Source organism: Corynebacterium sp. HMSC04H06 (genome assembly GCF_001815935.1).
GTDB lineage: Bacteria > Actinomycetota > Actinomycetes > Mycobacteriales > Mycobacteriaceae > Corynebacterium.
The window spans coordinates 1-15344 of the sequence record NZ_KV823461.1 but is presented as its reverse complement, the minus strand read 5'-3'; the positions used below and the strand labels follow the sequence as shown (position 1 = coordinate 15344).

Here is a 15344-nt window from a genome sequence, read left to right as displayed (position 1 = left end):
CGGGCGCGAGCGCCGCTCCGGGCGCCCCCGCCGCCCCCGGGCCTCGCGTCAAGCACGGGGCCGGAAGCGATGAGCCGCGCGGTGGTGCTGCGCGCTTCCCGCCGCGACTGGGTGCTCACCGCGGTCATCACAGTAGTCTGCGTCGTCGCGGTGGTCGGCGCCTATTTTTCCGGCTCCCTAAGGGCCACGGACCTGCACCCGGCCGACCAGCCGGTCCCGGAGGTTCCCGCCACGCTGGTGGAAATCCCCGCCCAGGTCGAGCCCGCCTTCACGCTAGCCAACGGCGCCGCCCCGCAGACCCCGGCTGGGGTGCAACCCATCGCCACCAACGGGCTTATCATCGCCGCCGACGGGGACACCGTCCGCGCCGTCGACGCCGAAGGCCAGGACGTCTGGTCCTATACCCGCACCGATGCCCCCCTGTGTAGCCTGGCCACCGCCTGGGACAAGGTCGTGGCCACCTACCGCACCTCGGTCGGCTGCGGCGACACCGTGGCTATCGATGCCACCACGGGCCAGTACTCGGACACCCGCAGCGCGCTGAACTCGGAGGAGACCGTGCCGGTCAGCTCCAACGACCGGGTGGGCACCGCCTCGACCGATCGCGTCGAGCTGTGGCGCTCCGACATGGTGCGCACGGTGGAATACGGCGAGATCCCCGCCCCGCAGGAGGCCCACACGCAGCCGCATCCGGAGTGCACCATCAACTCCGCGCTCACCCGTACCGAGCTGCTGGTCGTTTCGGAGACCTGCCCGGACGCCGCCAACCGCGACTTCCTGCGCTTCCAGACCACGGAGCCGGAGGATTCCCGCACCCCGGACGTTAACGCCACCGCCGAGGTCGAGGCCGCCTCCGCCCGGCTGGTCGCCGTCGGCCAGTCCGCGGCCACCGTCTACGCGGAAGGTGACACCCCCGAGCTCATTTCCTTTAGCGACGACGGCACCGTCACGCACCGGCAGGCGGTGCCGTCGTCTCCGGCGGTAAGCGAGTCCCCCACGCTGTTTCAGCCCGCCACCGCGGACCTGCCGCACCACATGACCTGGTTCGACGGCGCCCGCCTATACCTTTTCAGCCCCAACGAGCTCAAGGTCACCCGCGTCATCGACGGCGCGCTCGGCACCGGCGTCGCCATCGGCGCCCGCCTGCTCGTGCCCACCGCAGACGGCATTGCCGTCTACGACTGGAAGACCGGCCAGACGGAGCGCACCGTGCCGGTCGACCGCGGCTCCTACCGCGGCCCGGTCCACCTCACCGTCGCCGGTACCAACCTGGTCGAGGCCCGCGGCGGGCAGCTGGTGGCCCTGCAGGCCGCGCCGGCCTAGCTGCCTGGGCCTGCTCTGGCCACGCGGGCCTTAAGGCCCGCCCTAGAAATTCTGCTGGAACCATTCCTGCGAGATGGGGTTGACCATCAGCAAGTAGATGCCAGCCAGGGCAGAGACCAGCGTGGCGATGCCGAGGGCAATGGCCCCGCCGGAGAACATCTGGAAGGAGCTGGCGGCCAGGATGAACTGCACCAGCAGCACCGCGCCGCGCCCCCACCGGCGGCCGCGGGTCATGGCGATAGCGCCCACAATGACAAAGCCGAAAACGATGAAGATGAAGATGGCGGTGCCCAGGCCCAGGTAGTCGGTCGCAGCGGTCTCGGAGACCAGCGACGGGTTTTCCGGGTGGGTGGCTTCGTGCACGATCAAAAAGATGCCGAAGATGATGACGGCGATGGACTGAACGATGCCGATCCCGGCCCCCAGGCGGACCGTGGCCGGGGCGCCCAGCCCACCGGCGCGGCCGGCCGAGTTGCGGGCGGCAGAAGCAGCGGATTTCGATTTCTTAGAGCTCACGGCGCTTAGTCTACGTTTTCCCGCCCGCGCGCCTCCACTCACCGTCGCCTCCGGCGCTTAAGGGCGTGTTTACTCGCCATAATGTTAACCGCGTTGTCTAGGGCACTGAGCGGGCGCCCGGTCCACCGCGCTCGGGTGTGGTCCGCCGGTCCGGATTTGACCTAGTCATACCTTAGGTATTTGACAGACAAACGATGTCCGTGCAGGCCAGCGGGTTACCAGTACCTGTCAGCTGCCTGAAATTCGGCGAAAGCTTCCCAATCCACCGACATATAATTCGGTGATGTTGACCACAATTTAGCCTTTAACCCTAGCGAAGTCTTTGTAAACGTGTCATTATCTTCAGGTAGCAAAAAGACGAGCTGCTTAACCAGCTCCAAACTCTGCACCAACGCAGAGTGAACGCCAGGTAAACCATGGCGGCAAGCGGAGGCCTGACCTCGAGACCAGACACCCCGCGTTGCAGACCGGCCCTGGCACGCAAACCCCATGACATTAGGGCTTGGCTCTGATTTTCGGTGCGACATTTTTGGTTGCTCCCGAATTCGGCTCCAAGTACCGGTGTTAAACGCTGTCGAAAATTTGTTAGGAGATATCAATCATGGATTGGCGCCACGAAGCAATTTGCCGCGACGAGGACCCCGAGCTGTTCTTCCCGGTCGGTAACTCCGGCCCCGCCCTCACCCAGATCGCCAAGGCCAAGCTGGTCTGCAACCGCTGCCCCGTGTCCTCCCAGTGCCTGAAGTGGGCCCTGGAGTCCGGCCAGGACGCCGGCGTGTGGGGCGGCCTGTCCGAGGAGGAGCGCCGCGCCCTGAAGCGCCGCCGCAACCGCGGCCGCGGACGCGCCCGCGTCTCCGCCTAAGGTAGGGCAATTTCGCCCCCGGCGTTGCCTGCCGCTACAGTTATTACCAGTTCATCTAACCGCTCTCTGCAAAGGAGTACCACCATGAGCAAGCGTGGCCGTAAGCGTAAGGATCGCCGGAAGAAGTCCGCTAACCGCGGCAAGCGTCCTAACGCATAATCACAGCTAAAAACACCGAGCCCGCCGCAGCGGGGTAACGCCTCGAAGCGTTAAACCCCGCCGCGGCGGGCTTGTTGCATCTTGGCCTCCCCCGCCGTGTTTACCGAGACTCGGAACGAGCCGGCGCAGGGAGGCTTTGTTATCTACTGGTAGCGGATGGAGCGGATCTGGACGGTGATCCGCTGCCGCAAGGTCTCCGGGGCGTGGGTGGCTTTGTCGCAGGTGCGCACCAGGCGGCGCACGATCTGCTCGGTCTCCAGGCGCTCCATGCACACGTTGCACTCGGCTATGCGCGCCTCAACGGCCGCGCGCTGCTGGGGATTCAGCGACTCGTCCAGCAGCTGGCACAGCAGCGCCTCTATCTCCTGCGAAGAACAGTCACAAGCCCCGCGGTGGTTGCAGTTGCTCACTTGTCTGCCTCCATATCTGGGTGGTTGAGCCCAATGCCTTGCTCACGTGCTACATCCTTCAACGCTTTTCGCAGTAGTTTTCTTCCCCGGTGCAGCCGTGACATGACCGTGCCTAAGGGGATATCCATCACTTCCGCGACTTCCTTGTAGGCCAGCCCCACCACGTCGGAGTAGTAGACCACCATGCGGTAGTCCTCCGGCAGGTCGTTCATCGCCTCCGAAATTGTCGTGTCCGGCATGGCCTTGAGCGCGGCGACCTCCGCGGACTCCAGGCCCGTCGAGTCGTGCCCGGAGGTCGTGTACAGCTGGAAGTCGGTCAGCTCGTCCGCCGAGGACTGCGTGGGGCGGCGCTGCGCCTTGCGATAAGAGTTGATGTACGTGTTGGTCATGATCCGGTACAGCCACGCCTTCAGGTTGGTGCCCTGCTTGAAGGAATCGAAGTTCTTATACGCCTTCAGGTAGGTCTCCTGGATCAGGTCCTCGGCGTCTTGCGGGTTGCGCGTCATGCGCATCGCTCCCCCGTAGAGCTGGTCTAGAAGCGGCATGGCCTGCTCCTCGAACGAGGCGGCCCAGTCTTGTGCCATTAACGTACTCCTTTAAATGAGCTTTCTGCCATAACCATCCTAGGCCCCAGCGCCTTGGGGCAGAAGTTCCGGGTAATCGTAGCGTATATTGCCCACTTCCTTGGCCGCCTGGTCCACCTGCCACCCGGTCACCGGGCTGGGGTGCAAAAGCTCGGCGGCCTCCTCCGGAGTGCCTTCTGCCCACTGCCGGATTTCCTCGGGCGCCAAAAAGCGCGGCAGGCGGTCGTGCAGCCAAGCCATCTCCTCGGTCGACGCGGTGGTCACGATGGTCGCCGAGAGCTGGTCCAGCCCCGTGGCCCACAAGCCGGCCGCCCACATCATCTGGCCGTCACCCAGGCGCACGTAGTAGGGCATCTTGCCGGTGCCGTCGTCGTGCCACTCGTAGTAGCCGTCCATGGGGATGAGGCAGCGCCCGGAGCCGGCCCGGCCGGCGAAGGCGTCCCGGAACGACGGCTTCTTCTGCACCGTCTCCGCGCGGGCGTTAAACAGCGGCGGGCCGTCTAAGTCCTTCTTCCAATGCAGCAGCAGGGCCCAGCGCGCCGGATCCACCTGTGCGTAGGCCTCCTGGATGCGCACCACGGGCATCTTCTGGGTCGGCGCGATGTTGTACCGCGGTCCCGGCAGGCCGGCGGGCACAGAAACTTCCTCGATTCCCTCCAGCGCACCGACAGAATCGAGCAACGACTCGCTGAACAAGACAAAACGACCACACATGAACCTCTATTATGGCCTATATGGCAGATTTTTGGTTAGCCCCGCATCCCACCGGCCCCCTGCGCTGGGAGCAGCGCGTGCCCGGGTCCAAGTCCATGACCAACCGGGCCCTGGTCCTGGCCGCGCTTGCCGATGCCCCCTCCGTCATAACCCAGGCACTCATCGCCCGGGACACCGAGCTGATGATTGCCGCCCTGCGCGAGCTCGGCACCGAGATCGAAGTCCAGGACGTCACCACCGGCCCAGAGATCCACGTGGCCCCGGGTCAGCTGCGCGGCGGGCACATCGACTGCGGCCTGGCCGGCACCCTGATGCGCTTCTTGCCGCCGGTGGCGGCCCTGGCCGGCGAGCCGGTCGCCTTCGACGGCGACGAGCAGGCCCGCGTACGCCCCATGGGCGCTATCTTGGGCGCCCTGCGCGACCTGGGCGTGACGGTCGACGCCGAAGGCGACAGTCTACCGTTTAGCATCTCCACCTCTAACACCCCAGCCGGTGGCGAGGTCACCATCGACGCCTCGCAATCCTCCCAGTTCGTCTCCGGCCTCCTGCTCGCCGCCCCGCGTTTCGAAAAAGGAATCACCGTCCACCACGTCGGCGGCGCCATCCCCTCGCGCCCGCACATCGAGATGACTCTGGCCATGCTGCGCGAGGCCGGCGTGACCGTCGACGAGGACGGGGACAGCTGGACCATGCACCCCGGCCCCATCAACGGCCGCAGGTGGAGCATCGAGCCGGATCTCTCCAACGCCACCCCGTTCTTGGCCGCCGCGGCGGTGGCCGGCGGGCGCGTGACCGTGCGCGACTGGCCGGCCGTGACCACCCAGGCCGGGGATCTCATCCGCGACGTGCTCTTCCGCATGTCCGTCACCATCGAGCAGACCCACGGGCAGGTCACCGTCGTGGGCTCTCCAGGCGCCCGCCTGCGCGGCATCGACTACGACATGTCCGCCCTCGGCGAGCTGACCCCCACCGTGGCCGCGCTCTGCGCGCTGGCCGATAGCCCCTCCCGGCTAACCGGCATCGCCCACCTACGCGGCCACGAGACCGACCGGCTCAGCGCCTTGGCCACGGAGCTCAACGGCCTGGGCGGCAACGTCCGCGAGCTGCCCGACGGGCTGGCAATCACCCCGGCGCCCCTGCACGCGGGCCGCTGGCATACCTACGCCGACCACCGCATGGCCACCGCCGGGGCCATCCTGGGCCTGGCCGTCGAGGGCATCGAGGTCGAAGACATCGCCACCACCGCGAAGACCCTCCCCGGCTTCGCCGAGCTCTGGGAGACCATGGTCTCCGAAGGCAGCACGCATGCCTAGGCGCCACTACGACGAGTCCGACGTCCACGTCCGGCCCGGCAAGGGCTCGCGCCCGCGCACCAAGGACCGCCCCAAGCACAAGGACGCCAAATTCGGCATGGTCATCACCAAGGACCGCGGCCGCTGGGGCGTGGCCCTCGACGACGGCCCCGTGGTCACCTGCATGCGCGCCCGCGAGCTGGGCCGCACCGCCATCGAGGTCGGCGACCGCGTCGGCGTCGTGGGCGACACTTCGGGCCACAAGGACACGCTCGCGCGCATAGTCAAGCTCGCCGAGCGCACCTCCGTGCTGCGCCGCACCGCCGACGACACCGACCCCTACGAGCGGATCGTGGTGGCCAACGCCGACCAGATGCTGATTGTCACCGCGGTGGCCGATCCGCCGCCGCGCTCCGGCTTCGTCGAGCGCGCCCTCGTGGCCGCCTTCGTGGGCAATATCCACCCCATCCTGTGCCTGACCAAGACGGACCTGGCCGACCCGGCCCCCTTCGCCGCGGAATTCGCCGACCTGGACATCAGCGTGGTCTACGCCGGTCTCGACGACGGCCTGGAGCAGGTCAGCGACGCCATCTCCGGGCACCTCACCGCGCTCATCGGACACTCCGGGGTGGGCAAGTCCACGCTGGTCAACCGGCTGGTCCCGGAAGCGGACCGGGAGACCGGCGAGGTCTCCGCCGTGGGCAAGGGCCGGCACACCTCCACCCAGTCCGTCGCGCTGCCGCTGCCCGGCGATAACGGCTGGATCATCGACACCCCCGGCATCCGCTCCTTCGGGCTCGCGCACGTCGATGCCGACACCGTCTTAGGCGTCTTCGAGGACTTAGCCGAGGCCACCGAGTCCTGCCCGCGCGGGTGCACGCACGCCGGTCCCCCGGCCGATCCCGAGTGCGGGCTCGACGTTCCCGCGCTCATCCCCCCGGACTCGGCCTCGGCCCGGCGCGCGGCCGCGGTGCGCACGCTGCTGGCCGCGCTGCGCACCAACGTCGACTGGGAAAACTAGCCCAGTCCGAGCCGCTGCCCCTAGAGCAGCTCCACCAGGAAGGGCAGCTCGCTCGGGTCGTAGAAGGCCATGAAATTATCGAGGGCGTCGCCGACGGCCAGCTCCGCGTCCTCGTCGCCCAGATCCGCGGTGTCGATGGCCTCGATGGCCTTGGCGGTAGCGGCCTCGGACTCTTCAATGTCGACGTGGATGGCGGCCAGCTGCTCGGTGGTAACCAGCGCCGGCTCCAGCTTCACCACGGGCTCGCCCATCTCCGGCTGCGGGGTGACCGCCTCGGCGGGCACGTCCACGGAGATGACCACGCGCCGGTGCGGGAAGTGCTCCTCGTCGCCGATGGCCAGCAGCCGCAGCGACGCCATGGAGGCCTCCAGGAAGGCCGAGTAGGCGATCTCTTCCTCGTCGCCGGCGGTGTAGAACTCACGCAGGGCGTCGGTGACCATAAAGCCCCAACCCGAGCGGGCGTGCAGCTGGCCGGTCTCCTTCAGCTCCGTGAGCATGGCGAAGGTGGCCGGCAGGTAGACGCGACAATCAGCCATCTTAGAACTCGCCCTCGATGTCGAAAACGGCCTGGATCTCAATGCTGGTGCGGTCGAAGACCGTGTACAGCATGCCCAGCAGGCCGAACTCCACCGACGCCTTGACGTTGACGATGTTGTCGTCCACGAAGACGCAGTCATTGACCGGCAGGTCGAGGGCGTCGGCCGCCGCCTGGAAGGCCGCGAGCTCCGGCTTCTCCGCCCCGATCTCACCGGAGAGCATGACCGCGTCCACGATGCCGCGGTACTCCCACTCCCGGATTGCCTCGGCGCCGGGGCCACCCGGGTCGTTGGACAGGATGGCCGTCGCCACGCCCTGGGCCTTGGCTGCGGCCAGGAGGTTGCGCCAGCGCTTCACGTCTTCGTCGGTGCCGTCGAGCACGCCGACGTAGTCCACAATCAAACCACGCATGAGTTCTCTTTCTTTTCGCTTCGGGTTTTATTTCCCTCTAACCACGCAAATTATAGCGAAGAGGCAATTCGCGCGCCTCCACCCCTTTCAGCAAGCTCACAGCTTCCGAGCCTCGCCCTGCACACCACCCCGACGCGTGCCAGAATACGGCCTATGTACGCCCCCATTCCCGGATTCGCCCACCTGCAGCTGTACGTGCCGGCAGACCCGATTTCCTACGACCGGCAGCCCACACCCATGGACGAGGAGGTTAAGGAGCGAGCCCAGACGCTTATCCGCCAGGTCATCGAGACCGCCGCCGGTCGCCGCCCGCTCAGCCACGTGCGCTCCGAACGCTTCCCGCCGCGGCTAGCCAACCACTTATCCGCCTGGCTGCGCACGCGCGGATTCAGCCTACCGGCGCGCCACGATCTGGTCGCCGTGCACGCGCACGCCAACGGGGAGTTCTACGGCACCGCCACCATCGGTGTCACGCAGCACGCGTTCACCGGTTCCTACGAGCAGCACCGGCTCGTGTCCTTCCGGCTGCTCTAGCCTAGAGCGAGCCCAAAAACATCAGGACCTGTGTCCAGTCCACCGAAGACCACGCGGCTGCCGATGCCCCCACTGCCGCCAGGATCCCGCCCAGCGCGGCGCCGATGCCCCACACGGGCGCCCCAGCGTCGGCATCGCTAGCAGCGCCGCCAGCGGCGCCATGGTCGTTTTCGGTACCGTCCGCGTCCGGCGCGGCAGTATCCTCGGCCGGCCGCGCTGCGGCCCCGCCTTCTGCCCGGCCTGCCTGGCCGGCTTGGCCCTGTTCTGCCTCGACGCGCTCGAGCCACTCGCCTACCGTTTCCTGCCCGCCGCTTAGTGCGGTGCGGGATTCGTAGCTGTCGGCGCGGTAGTTTTCCGTCGGCGCGGCGCCCGCCCCCGTCGGCGCGCCCAGCAACGCCGCGGTTACCAAAGCCGACAGGGAAGCCAGACGGCTTCGGCGGCGCGGCGTTCGCATAAAAACTCCAGTCGATTAGTAAGTACTTATCAAGGACTTAAGCCTACCTCAAGCCGGCCGGCGACGCAGAATTTCCGTGCTCCGTGCGGCGGCGGGCCCAGAACACAAGGCCGACTACCACGCCTAAGCCCACCACCAGACCGGTGTTGAGCAGCATGAGGCCAACCGGCCACATGCCGGTCGAGTCGCTGAGCCCCGCCTGCACGGACCAGGCGAAGCCAAACCCCAGCGTCGGACCAGTCGCCGCGCCCAGCGCGCCGGCGCCGGTGCGGGGAACGCGCCAAGCCACCGCGGCGGTCAGCGCCACTATGGCGATCGCTGCCACGGCAATTTGCCACGCGGCATAGTGGGTGTGGTTGCCCCAACCCAGACTCAGCAGCCAGGCGCCGACGCCCCCGACGAAGCCGGCAGCGACCCCCTCACCGACGCGAGCCCGCCAGACAGAAAAAATGGCGGCAGCCACCAACAGGACGCTAAACAGCGCCCAGGTCAAGATGACTGCCACCATGGGAAACCTGCTTTCCTAGCGGGGTTTAGGCCGCTTTAGGCCTCGGAAGTCGATCCCGACTCGGCGTTTTCCTCCTCGGTCGCGAACTGCTTGCGCAGCAGGAAGAGCTGGCGGACGGTCTCTTCCTTGATGCCTTCGTTCATGGCCCGGAACATGTCGCCGCCCTCCTTCTGGTACTCGACCAGCGGGTCGCGCTGCGCCATCGCACGCAGGCCGATGCCCTCCTTCAGGTAGTCCATCTCGTAGAGGTGCTCGCGCCACTTCTGGTCAATGATCGGCAGGATGACCATGCGCTCGGTGTTGCGCATCTGCTTCTCGCCGCCGATGGCGGAGATCTTCTCCTCCAGCTCGTCGTACTGGTGCTGGGCGTCGTCGGTCAGGGCGTCGCGCAGCTGCTCCGCACTCAGCTCGCCCGGCGATCCGTACTCCGAGCCGTCCACCAGCTCCGCGGAGGACACAGACGGGCCGTAGAGGGAGTCCAGGGCCTGCCAGAGCTTGTCCAGGTCCCAGTCCTCGACGTAGCCGGCGGCGGTGGCGGCGGCCACGTAGTCCGAGACCGTGTCATCAATCATGGAGCGGATGTTGTCCTTGATGTCGCCGGCGTCCAGGATCTTGTAGCGCTCGCCGTAGACGACCTTGCGCTGCTCGTTGAGCACCTCGTCGTATTTCAGAACGTTCTTGCGCATTTCGAAGTTCTGGTTTTCCACCTGGGCCTGCGCGCCCTTGATGGAGTTGGAGACCATCTTGGCCTCGATCGGGACATCGTCCGGCACGTTCAGCCGGTTCATCATGTTCTCCATGGACTGGCCCACAAAGCGCACCATGAGCTCGTCGCGCATGGACAGGTAGAAGCGGGTCTCGCCCGGATCGCCCTGGCGGCCGGTACGGCCACGCAGCTGGTTATCGATACGACGCGACTCGTGGCGCTCGGTACCGACCACGTAGAGGCCGCCGGCCTCGCGCACCTCGTCGCCCAGGCGCTTGGAGCGCTCCTTCTCCTCCTCGATGTGGTGATCCCAGGCTTCCTGGTACTTCTCCTCATCCTCGAAGGGATCCAGGCCCTGCTCGCGCAGCTTCATGTCCAGGATGACCTCGGGGTTACCGCCCAGCACGATGTCGGTACCGCGGCCGGCCATGTTGGTGGCGACGGTGACCTGGCCCGGGCGGCCGGCGCGGGCGATGATGTTGCCCTCTTCCTCGTGGTGCTTGGCGTTGAGCACGGTGTGCTGGATGCCGCGCTTGTCCAGCAGCTGCGACAGGTACTCGGAGCGCTCCACGGAGGTGGTGCCCACCAGCACCGGCTGCTTGTTCTGCACGTGCTCGGCGATGTCGTCGACCACCGCGGCGAACTTGGCCTCCTGCGTCTTGTAGATGCGGTCGGAGTGGTCTGCACGCTGGTTCGGCTTGTTGGTCGGGATCGGCACCACGTCGAGGCCGTAGATGGAGTGCAGCTCAGCGGCCTCGGTCTCGGCGGTACCGGTCATGCCGGAGATCTTGTCGTAGAGACGGAAGTAGTTCTGCAGCGTGACCGTGGCCAGCGTCTGGTTCTCGTTTTTGATCTCGACGTTTTCCTTGGCCTCGATGGCCTGGTGCATGCCCTCGTTGTAGCGGCGGCCCGCCAGCACGCGGCCGGTGAACGAGTCGACGATCATGACCTCACCGTTGCGCACGATGTAGTCCTTGTCGCGGGTGAACAGCTCCTTGGCCTTCAGCGCGTTGTTGAGGTAGGACACCAGCTGCGAATGCTCCGGGGCGTACAGGTTATCGATGCCCAGCTGGTCCTCGACGTATTCCACGCCCTTTTCCAGCACGCCGACGGTGCGCTTTTTGTGGTCGACCTCGTAGTGGATGCCCTCGCGCATACGCGGGGCCAGCTGCGCGAAGACCCCGTAGAACTGGGAGGAGCCGTCCACCGGGCCGGAGATGATGAGCGGGGTGCGGGCCTCGTCGATGAGGATAGAGTCCACCTCGTCGACGATGCAGAAGTTGTGGCCGCGCTGGACGATGTCGTTCAGGCTGCGCACCATGTTGTCGCGCAGGTAGTCAAACCCCAGCTCGTTGTTGGTGCCGTAGGTGATGTCGCAGGCGTAGGCTTCCTTGCGCGCCGGCGGGCGCATCTCGGACAGGATGACGCCCACGGACAGGCCCAGCCAGCGGTGGACACGGCCCATCATCTCCGCGTCGCGCTTGGCCAGGTAGTCGTTGACCGTGACGATGTGCACGCCCTTGCCCTCGAGGGCGTTGAGGTAGGCCGGCAGCAGCGAGGTCAGGGTCTTGCCCTCACCGGTTTTCATCTCGGCGACGTTGCCGAAGTGCAGGGCCGCGCCACCCATCAGCTGGACGCGGAAGTGCTTCTGCTGGAGCACGCGCCAGGCCGCCTCGCGGACGGTGGCGAAGGCCTCCAGCAGGATGTCGTTGAGTTCCTCGCCGTCGGCGAGGCGCTGCTTGAATTCGTCGGTCTTGGCCTTGAGCTCGTCGTCGCTGAGGGCGGCGTACTCATCCTCCAGGGCAATGACACGGTCGGCCATCTTTTCCAGACGCTTGACGGTGCGCCCTTCGCCGGCACGCAGCAGCTTCGAAAGTCCTAACACGTAGTAGTTTCCTTCTTTGTCGCGACACGTAAACTAGTTAACTCCGTGCCATTGTACCCACCAACGGCGCTTCCACTGTCTCCGCCCTGGCCCAAAACGACACGAAAAAAGCGCCCAGTGCCCGGCGGGCAGGCAGCTGGGCGCAGGGCGGGCTAGCTAGCTGTTAGCCTGCACACCCTCGGCGTCCTCGGTCAGGGTGATAAGACCGTAGTCGAAGGCGTGGCGGCGGTAGACGACCGCCGGCTGCTGGGTCTCGGAGTTGATGAACAGGTAGAAATCGTGGCCCACCAGCTCCATCTCGCTGAGCGCGTCATCCACAGTCATCGGGTTAGCCGGGTGCTCCTTGGTACGCACGATCTGGCCCGGGCGCTGCTCCTCGATAGAATCCGCGTACGGGTCGACGTAGCGATCTTCCTTCGCCGTAGCGGCCTTCCGCTCGGCCTCGGCCTCGGCGACCATCTCCGCGGCTATCTCGCCGGTGCCCTTCTGGGCGCGGTGGCCGGACTTGACGTTCTCGCGGCGGACCTTCACCTTGCGCAGGGAACGCTCCATCTTGGCCAGGGCGGTCTCCAGCGCGGCGTAGAAGGAGTCTTCCTTAGCCTCCGCGCGGGCGATGTGACCCTTGCCGGTGGCGGTGATCTGGATGCGGTCCGACTGGGAGTCACGGCGCGGGTTCGGCTCGTGCTGCAGCTCGACGTGGAAGAAGGTCAGCGTCGGATCCAGCCGCTCGATCTTGGCCAGCTTGCCGGAGACGCGCTCCTGGAAGTGATCCGGCACCTCCACGTTGCGCCCCGTAATGGTTACCTGTGCATTGGTGGCCTGTGACTCGGCCATTGACTTGCCTCCCTAGATTTGGCTGGGGGCGCGCAATCCCGGCGCCCCAGGGGACTATTGGACTCGTCCTGCTGAGATCACCGCCCCGGGCCTCCACCGGCGGAAACCGTGTGAATCCGGAGGCTAAAACCTCAACCTGTGACACCCCTCATCATACCAGTGGTCATAACCATTCCCCACCAAAGGTTGGAATTACATTTCTGTCTACCCCCACGCCGATCCCCCTCTAGGCGTCCGCCAGCACCAATCCCGCCCGCACCAGCGCGCCGGCCGCGCGCAGCTTGTCGGCGGTGTTGATCAGCGTGGCACCCGTGGTCACCACGTCGTCGACCACGACGGTGGCCCGGCCCACCAGCCGCGGGTCGGCATCGACAGCCACGGCGTCGCGCATATTCGCCCACCGCAAGTCCGCGTTCAACCGCGACTGGTCGGCCACGCCGCGGCGCAAGCGCGCGCAGTTGACCACGGTCAGCGGCAGGCCATCGCCGAGCAAGCGGGCCGCATGCTGGCACATGTGCAGCACCGGGTCCCCGCCCCGGGCCCTGGCTGACGATGCCCGCGTCGGCGCCGGCACCACCACCAGCCGCGGCGGCAGCACGCCCTGGGCCACCAGCTGCTCCAGCCCGGCGGCGATGACCGCGCCAGCATACGGGCGCACCGCCTGGTTGTGGTACTCCTTCATCTGGATGATGAGGTTGCGGCGGATCTCCGAATACGGACCCAGCGCAAAGATGGGCGGGTCCAGCAGCGTGCGGCGGGTGACGCGGTGCGGCGGGGTGCGCAGGTGCTCCCGGCAGGCCGCGCACAGCACCTGGCCCGGGGCCTGGCACCCAGCGCAGGCACGCGGGACCAACAGCTCCCCGACTTGCCGCCAGACCCCCATGCTAAACCGCCTAGTTGCCCACGATGGGGGCCGCGCGCACTCCCTGGAGGCCGGGGACCTCGCGCCAGAACACGGAGTCGGACTCGCCGGCCGGCAGCTGCAGCAGGGCGTTGGCGTCGGTCAGGTAGACGGTTGTCGGTGAGGCCGCCACGGAGACCACCGGGGCGGTGATATTGCCGCTGGGCAGGGTGGTCAGCGAGGACCCGTCCTGCTCGATACGCCAGACCGGCGTCTCCGTCGACGACGTGCCCACCACCAGCGAACCGTCCGGCTGCCAATCCAGCGACAGCGCGTTGCGGCCCAGCTCCGAGGCGAGCTCGCGCACGTTGACGATCCGGTAGTCACCGTCGGCCTCCTGCGCCACCACGCCGGAGTAGACCGCGCCGCCGATAATGAAGGCCACCCGCGCGCCCGTCGACGACAGGCGCATGACCGAGATCTCGCCCTCGATGTGATCCAGCGCGTCCGCGTTGATCGGCTGCTCGGTGACCTCGCCGGTAGTCGAGCGCACCACGCGGTAGATCTTCTTGCCGTCGACCGCAACCCACGCGCCCCGGCCGGTACTGCCAAAGGTGGGCCGGGTAATACTCTCGCCCTCCAGGGACTCAGCCACATCCCCGTTCAGTGTCCCCAGCACCAGCTGGGTCTTGTCCGCGCCCTTCTTGCGCACGGCCGCGAACGTCTCCTCCGCCGAGATCTCCGCCGACTCCACGTTGCCGGCGTTCGCCGCCGGGTTGTTCAGCGGCTGCGTCTCGTTGCCGGTCAGGCGCACCACGTTCCCGTTGGTCACCGCATACAGCGAGGTGGCGGCGTCCGTGTTCGCCTTCGGGTTGTAGTCCGCGAAGTCGTCGATGGTCAGCTCATCGAGGCCTTCGACCAAGGGGGCATCGTCCGCCACGACCTGGTAGGGCCCCGGGATGCCGGCCGTGGACAGGGTCCAGACCAGCTCGGCGGCGAACCGGGTGCGGTCCTCCTGGCTCATGTCCGACATGCCGGTGAAGTGGTAGACGCCGTCCTCGATGCCGCCGAAATTGGCCTCCCGCGGCACCACCGACATCGTCGCCGGCGCCAGCTCCGCGGCCGGCCCCTGCAGCAGCAGCGTGATGAGCTCGGTGTCCAACGACTCCTGGCCCGTGGACAGCCAGCGACGGTCGCTTTCCAGCGCCTGGCCGGTGTGCTCGTAGAAGAACAGGGAGTGCGGCTGGTAACGGTTGCGCAGCTCCGTGCGCTCGATGACCACGACCTGCGGCAGGTCCGAAATCCGCCACTCGCCGTCCACCTGGGTCATGTGGATCTGGGCCTCGAAGTCGCCGTTTTCGGAGGAATAGGACCCGCCTTCCGAGAGCGTGCCAATGACCGAGCCGCGCACGTTGTAGCTGCGGCCGCCCTCCGTGGAGTCGGCCTCGGCGTCGGTGATGATGTCCAGTGAGTCCACGATGAGTACCTGCTGGTCCGGGTCCCAGTCCCCGGCCGCTTCCTCCGTCATAAACGAGCGCGCGGCGGAATAGTCCCCGGCCGGCAGCGCGGAGGCCGCGTAGAAGTCGCGCAGCAGAAGGTCCGGCTCCTCCCCGGCGCGCGGGCCCATGGACGGCTCCGGGGTGTCGGCCGGCTCGAAGGAATGCAGCACCTTGGGGCTGGAGTTTTGCGGCAGCGTCGAGCACGCACTAAGCGTCAGCGACGTCGCGGCCAGCACGGCGGCGACGGCGCGGGC

At 66.9% G+C, this 15344-nt stretch carries 18 protein-coding genes; 6 read left to right on the top strand and 12 right to left on the bottom strand.

Annotation, left to right across the window (positions count from 1 at the left end):
- Window positions 1–69 precede the first annotated feature (69 nt).
- Complete coding sequence (locus tag HMPREF3067_RS10780) at window positions 70–1323, top strand: Rv3212 family protein (protein WP_070769722.1); 1254 nt, start codon at window positions 70–72, stop codon at window positions 1321–1323.
- A gap of 42 nt (window positions 1324–1365) precedes the next feature.
- Here the strand turns inward: HMPREF3067_RS10780 and HMPREF3067_RS10775 are convergent, their stop codons facing one another.
- Entirely contained in the window at window positions 1366–1839 is a 474-nt protein-coding gene (locus HMPREF3067_RS10775) for a hypothetical protein (protein WP_070769721.1), read from the bottom strand.
- Window positions 1840–2440: 601 nt separating this feature from the next.
- Here HMPREF3067_RS10775 and HMPREF3067_RS10770 point away from each other — a divergent pair.
- Together HMPREF3067_RS10770 and HMPREF3067_RS11680 are read left to right on the top strand one after the other, a co-directional pair.
- The gene (locus HMPREF3067_RS10770) at window positions 2441–2701 is read left to right on the top strand and encodes a WhiB family transcriptional regulator (RefSeq protein WP_070769720.1); all 261 of its coding nucleotides are present in this window, start codon (window positions 2441–2443) and stop codon (window positions 2699–2701) included.
- Between the two features lie 84 nt (window positions 2702–2785).
- Complete coding sequence (locus HMPREF3067_RS11680; RefSeq protein ID WP_100227335.1) at window positions 2786–2860, top strand: 50S ribosomal protein bL37; 75 nt, start codon at window positions 2786–2788, stop codon at window positions 2858–2860.
- A 143-nt stretch (window positions 2861–3003) separates the two neighbouring features.
- Here the strand turns inward: HMPREF3067_RS11680 and HMPREF3067_RS10765 are convergent, their stop codons facing one another.
- From HMPREF3067_RS10765 to HMPREF3067_RS10755, 3 genes are read right to left on the bottom strand one after another with little or no spacing between them, the layout of a single operon-like run.
- Window positions 3004–3270: a hypothetical protein gene (locus HMPREF3067_RS10765; protein ID WP_070769719.1), complete on the bottom strand. Its 267-nt coding sequence runs from the start codon at window positions 3268–3270 to the stop codon at window positions 3004–3006.
- A complete protein-coding gene (locus tag HMPREF3067_RS10760; protein WP_070769718.1) occupies window positions 3267–3854 on the bottom strand; it encodes a sigma-70 family RNA polymerase sigma factor in 588 nt (195 codons plus the stop codon). Before HMPREF3067_RS10760 ends, HMPREF3067_RS10765 begins: the two co-directional genes overlap by 4 nt.
- Window positions 3855–3893: 39 nt before the next feature.
- Window positions 3894–4568, bottom strand: a complete 675-nt coding sequence (locus HMPREF3067_RS10755) for an SOS response-associated peptidase (RefSeq protein WP_070769717.1) — start codon at window positions 4566–4568, stop codon at window positions 3894–3896.
- 20 nt (window positions 4569–4588) lie between these two features.
- Here HMPREF3067_RS10755 and aroA point away from each other — a divergent pair, with 20 nt between their 5' ends.
- Window positions 4589–5881, top strand: coding sequence for a 3-phosphoshikimate 1-carboxyvinyltransferase (aroA, locus tag HMPREF3067_RS10750; RefSeq protein ID WP_083319285.1), 1293 nt, complete (start codon window positions 4589–4591; stop codon window positions 5879–5881).
- Complete coding sequence (rsgA, locus tag HMPREF3067_RS10745) at window positions 5874–6881, top strand: ribosome small subunit-dependent GTPase A (RefSeq protein ID WP_070769715.1); 1008 nt, start codon at window positions 5874–5876, stop codon at window positions 6879–6881. The genes aroA and rsgA overlap by 8 nt, the downstream gene beginning before the upstream one ends.
- Before the next feature lie 20 nt (window positions 6882–6901).
- Here rsgA and HMPREF3067_RS10740 read toward each other — a convergent pair whose 3' ends face one another.
- A complete protein-coding gene (locus HMPREF3067_RS10740) occupies window positions 6902–7417 on the bottom strand; it encodes a DUF6912 family protein (RefSeq protein ID WP_070769714.1) in 516 nt (171 codons plus the stop codon).
- Window position 7418: 1 nt separating this feature from the next.
- Window positions 7419–7829, bottom strand: a complete 411-nt coding sequence (locus tag HMPREF3067_RS10735; RefSeq protein WP_070769713.1) for an HAD-IA family hydrolase — start codon at window positions 7827–7829, stop codon at window positions 7419–7421.
- A 153-nt stretch (window positions 7830–7982) separates the two neighbouring features.
- Between HMPREF3067_RS10735 and HMPREF3067_RS10730 the strand changes: the two genes are divergently transcribed.
- Window positions 7983–8363 carry a hypothetical protein gene (locus tag HMPREF3067_RS10730; protein WP_070769712.1) on the top strand — a complete coding sequence of 127 codons (381 nt, stop codon included), beginning with the start codon at window positions 7983–7985 and terminating at the stop codon, window positions 8361–8363.
- A gap of 1 nt (window position 8364) precedes the next feature.
- Here the strand turns inward: HMPREF3067_RS10730 and HMPREF3067_RS10725 are convergent, their stop codons facing one another.
- The 6 genes from HMPREF3067_RS10725 to lpqB form a co-directional block, all read right to left on the bottom strand.
- Window positions 8365–8772, bottom strand: a complete 408-nt coding sequence (locus HMPREF3067_RS10725) for a hypothetical protein (RefSeq protein WP_141759402.1) — start codon at window positions 8770–8772, stop codon at window positions 8365–8367.
- A gap of 88 nt (window positions 8773–8860) precedes the next feature.
- On the bottom strand, window positions 8861–9325 hold the full coding sequence (locus HMPREF3067_RS10720; protein WP_070769710.1) for a hypothetical protein: 465 nt from the start codon (window positions 9323–9325) through the stop codon (window positions 8861–8863).
- A gap of 35 nt (window positions 9326–9360) precedes the next feature.
- Window positions 9361–11916: a preprotein translocase subunit SecA gene (gene secA, locus HMPREF3067_RS10715; RefSeq protein ID WP_070769709.1), complete on the bottom strand. Its 2556-nt coding sequence runs from the start codon at window positions 11914–11916 to the stop codon at window positions 9361–9363.
- Window positions 11917–12072: 156 nt separating this feature from the next.
- A complete protein-coding gene (gene hpf, locus HMPREF3067_RS10710; RefSeq protein WP_070769708.1) occupies window positions 12073–12750 on the bottom strand; it encodes a ribosome hibernation-promoting factor, HPF/YfiA family in 678 nt (225 codons plus the stop codon).
- Window positions 12751–12976: 226 nt separating this feature from the next.
- The gene (locus HMPREF3067_RS10705; protein ID WP_070769707.1) at window positions 12977–13633 is read right to left on the bottom strand and encodes a ComF family protein; all 657 of its coding nucleotides are present in this window, start codon (window positions 13631–13633) and stop codon (window positions 12977–12979) included.
- 10 nt (window positions 13634–13643) lie between these two features.
- The coding region (gene lpqB, locus HMPREF3067_RS10700) for an MtrAB system accessory lipoprotein LpqB (RefSeq protein WP_371259798.1) at window positions 13644–15344 on the bottom strand (1701 nt) is incomplete at its 5' end.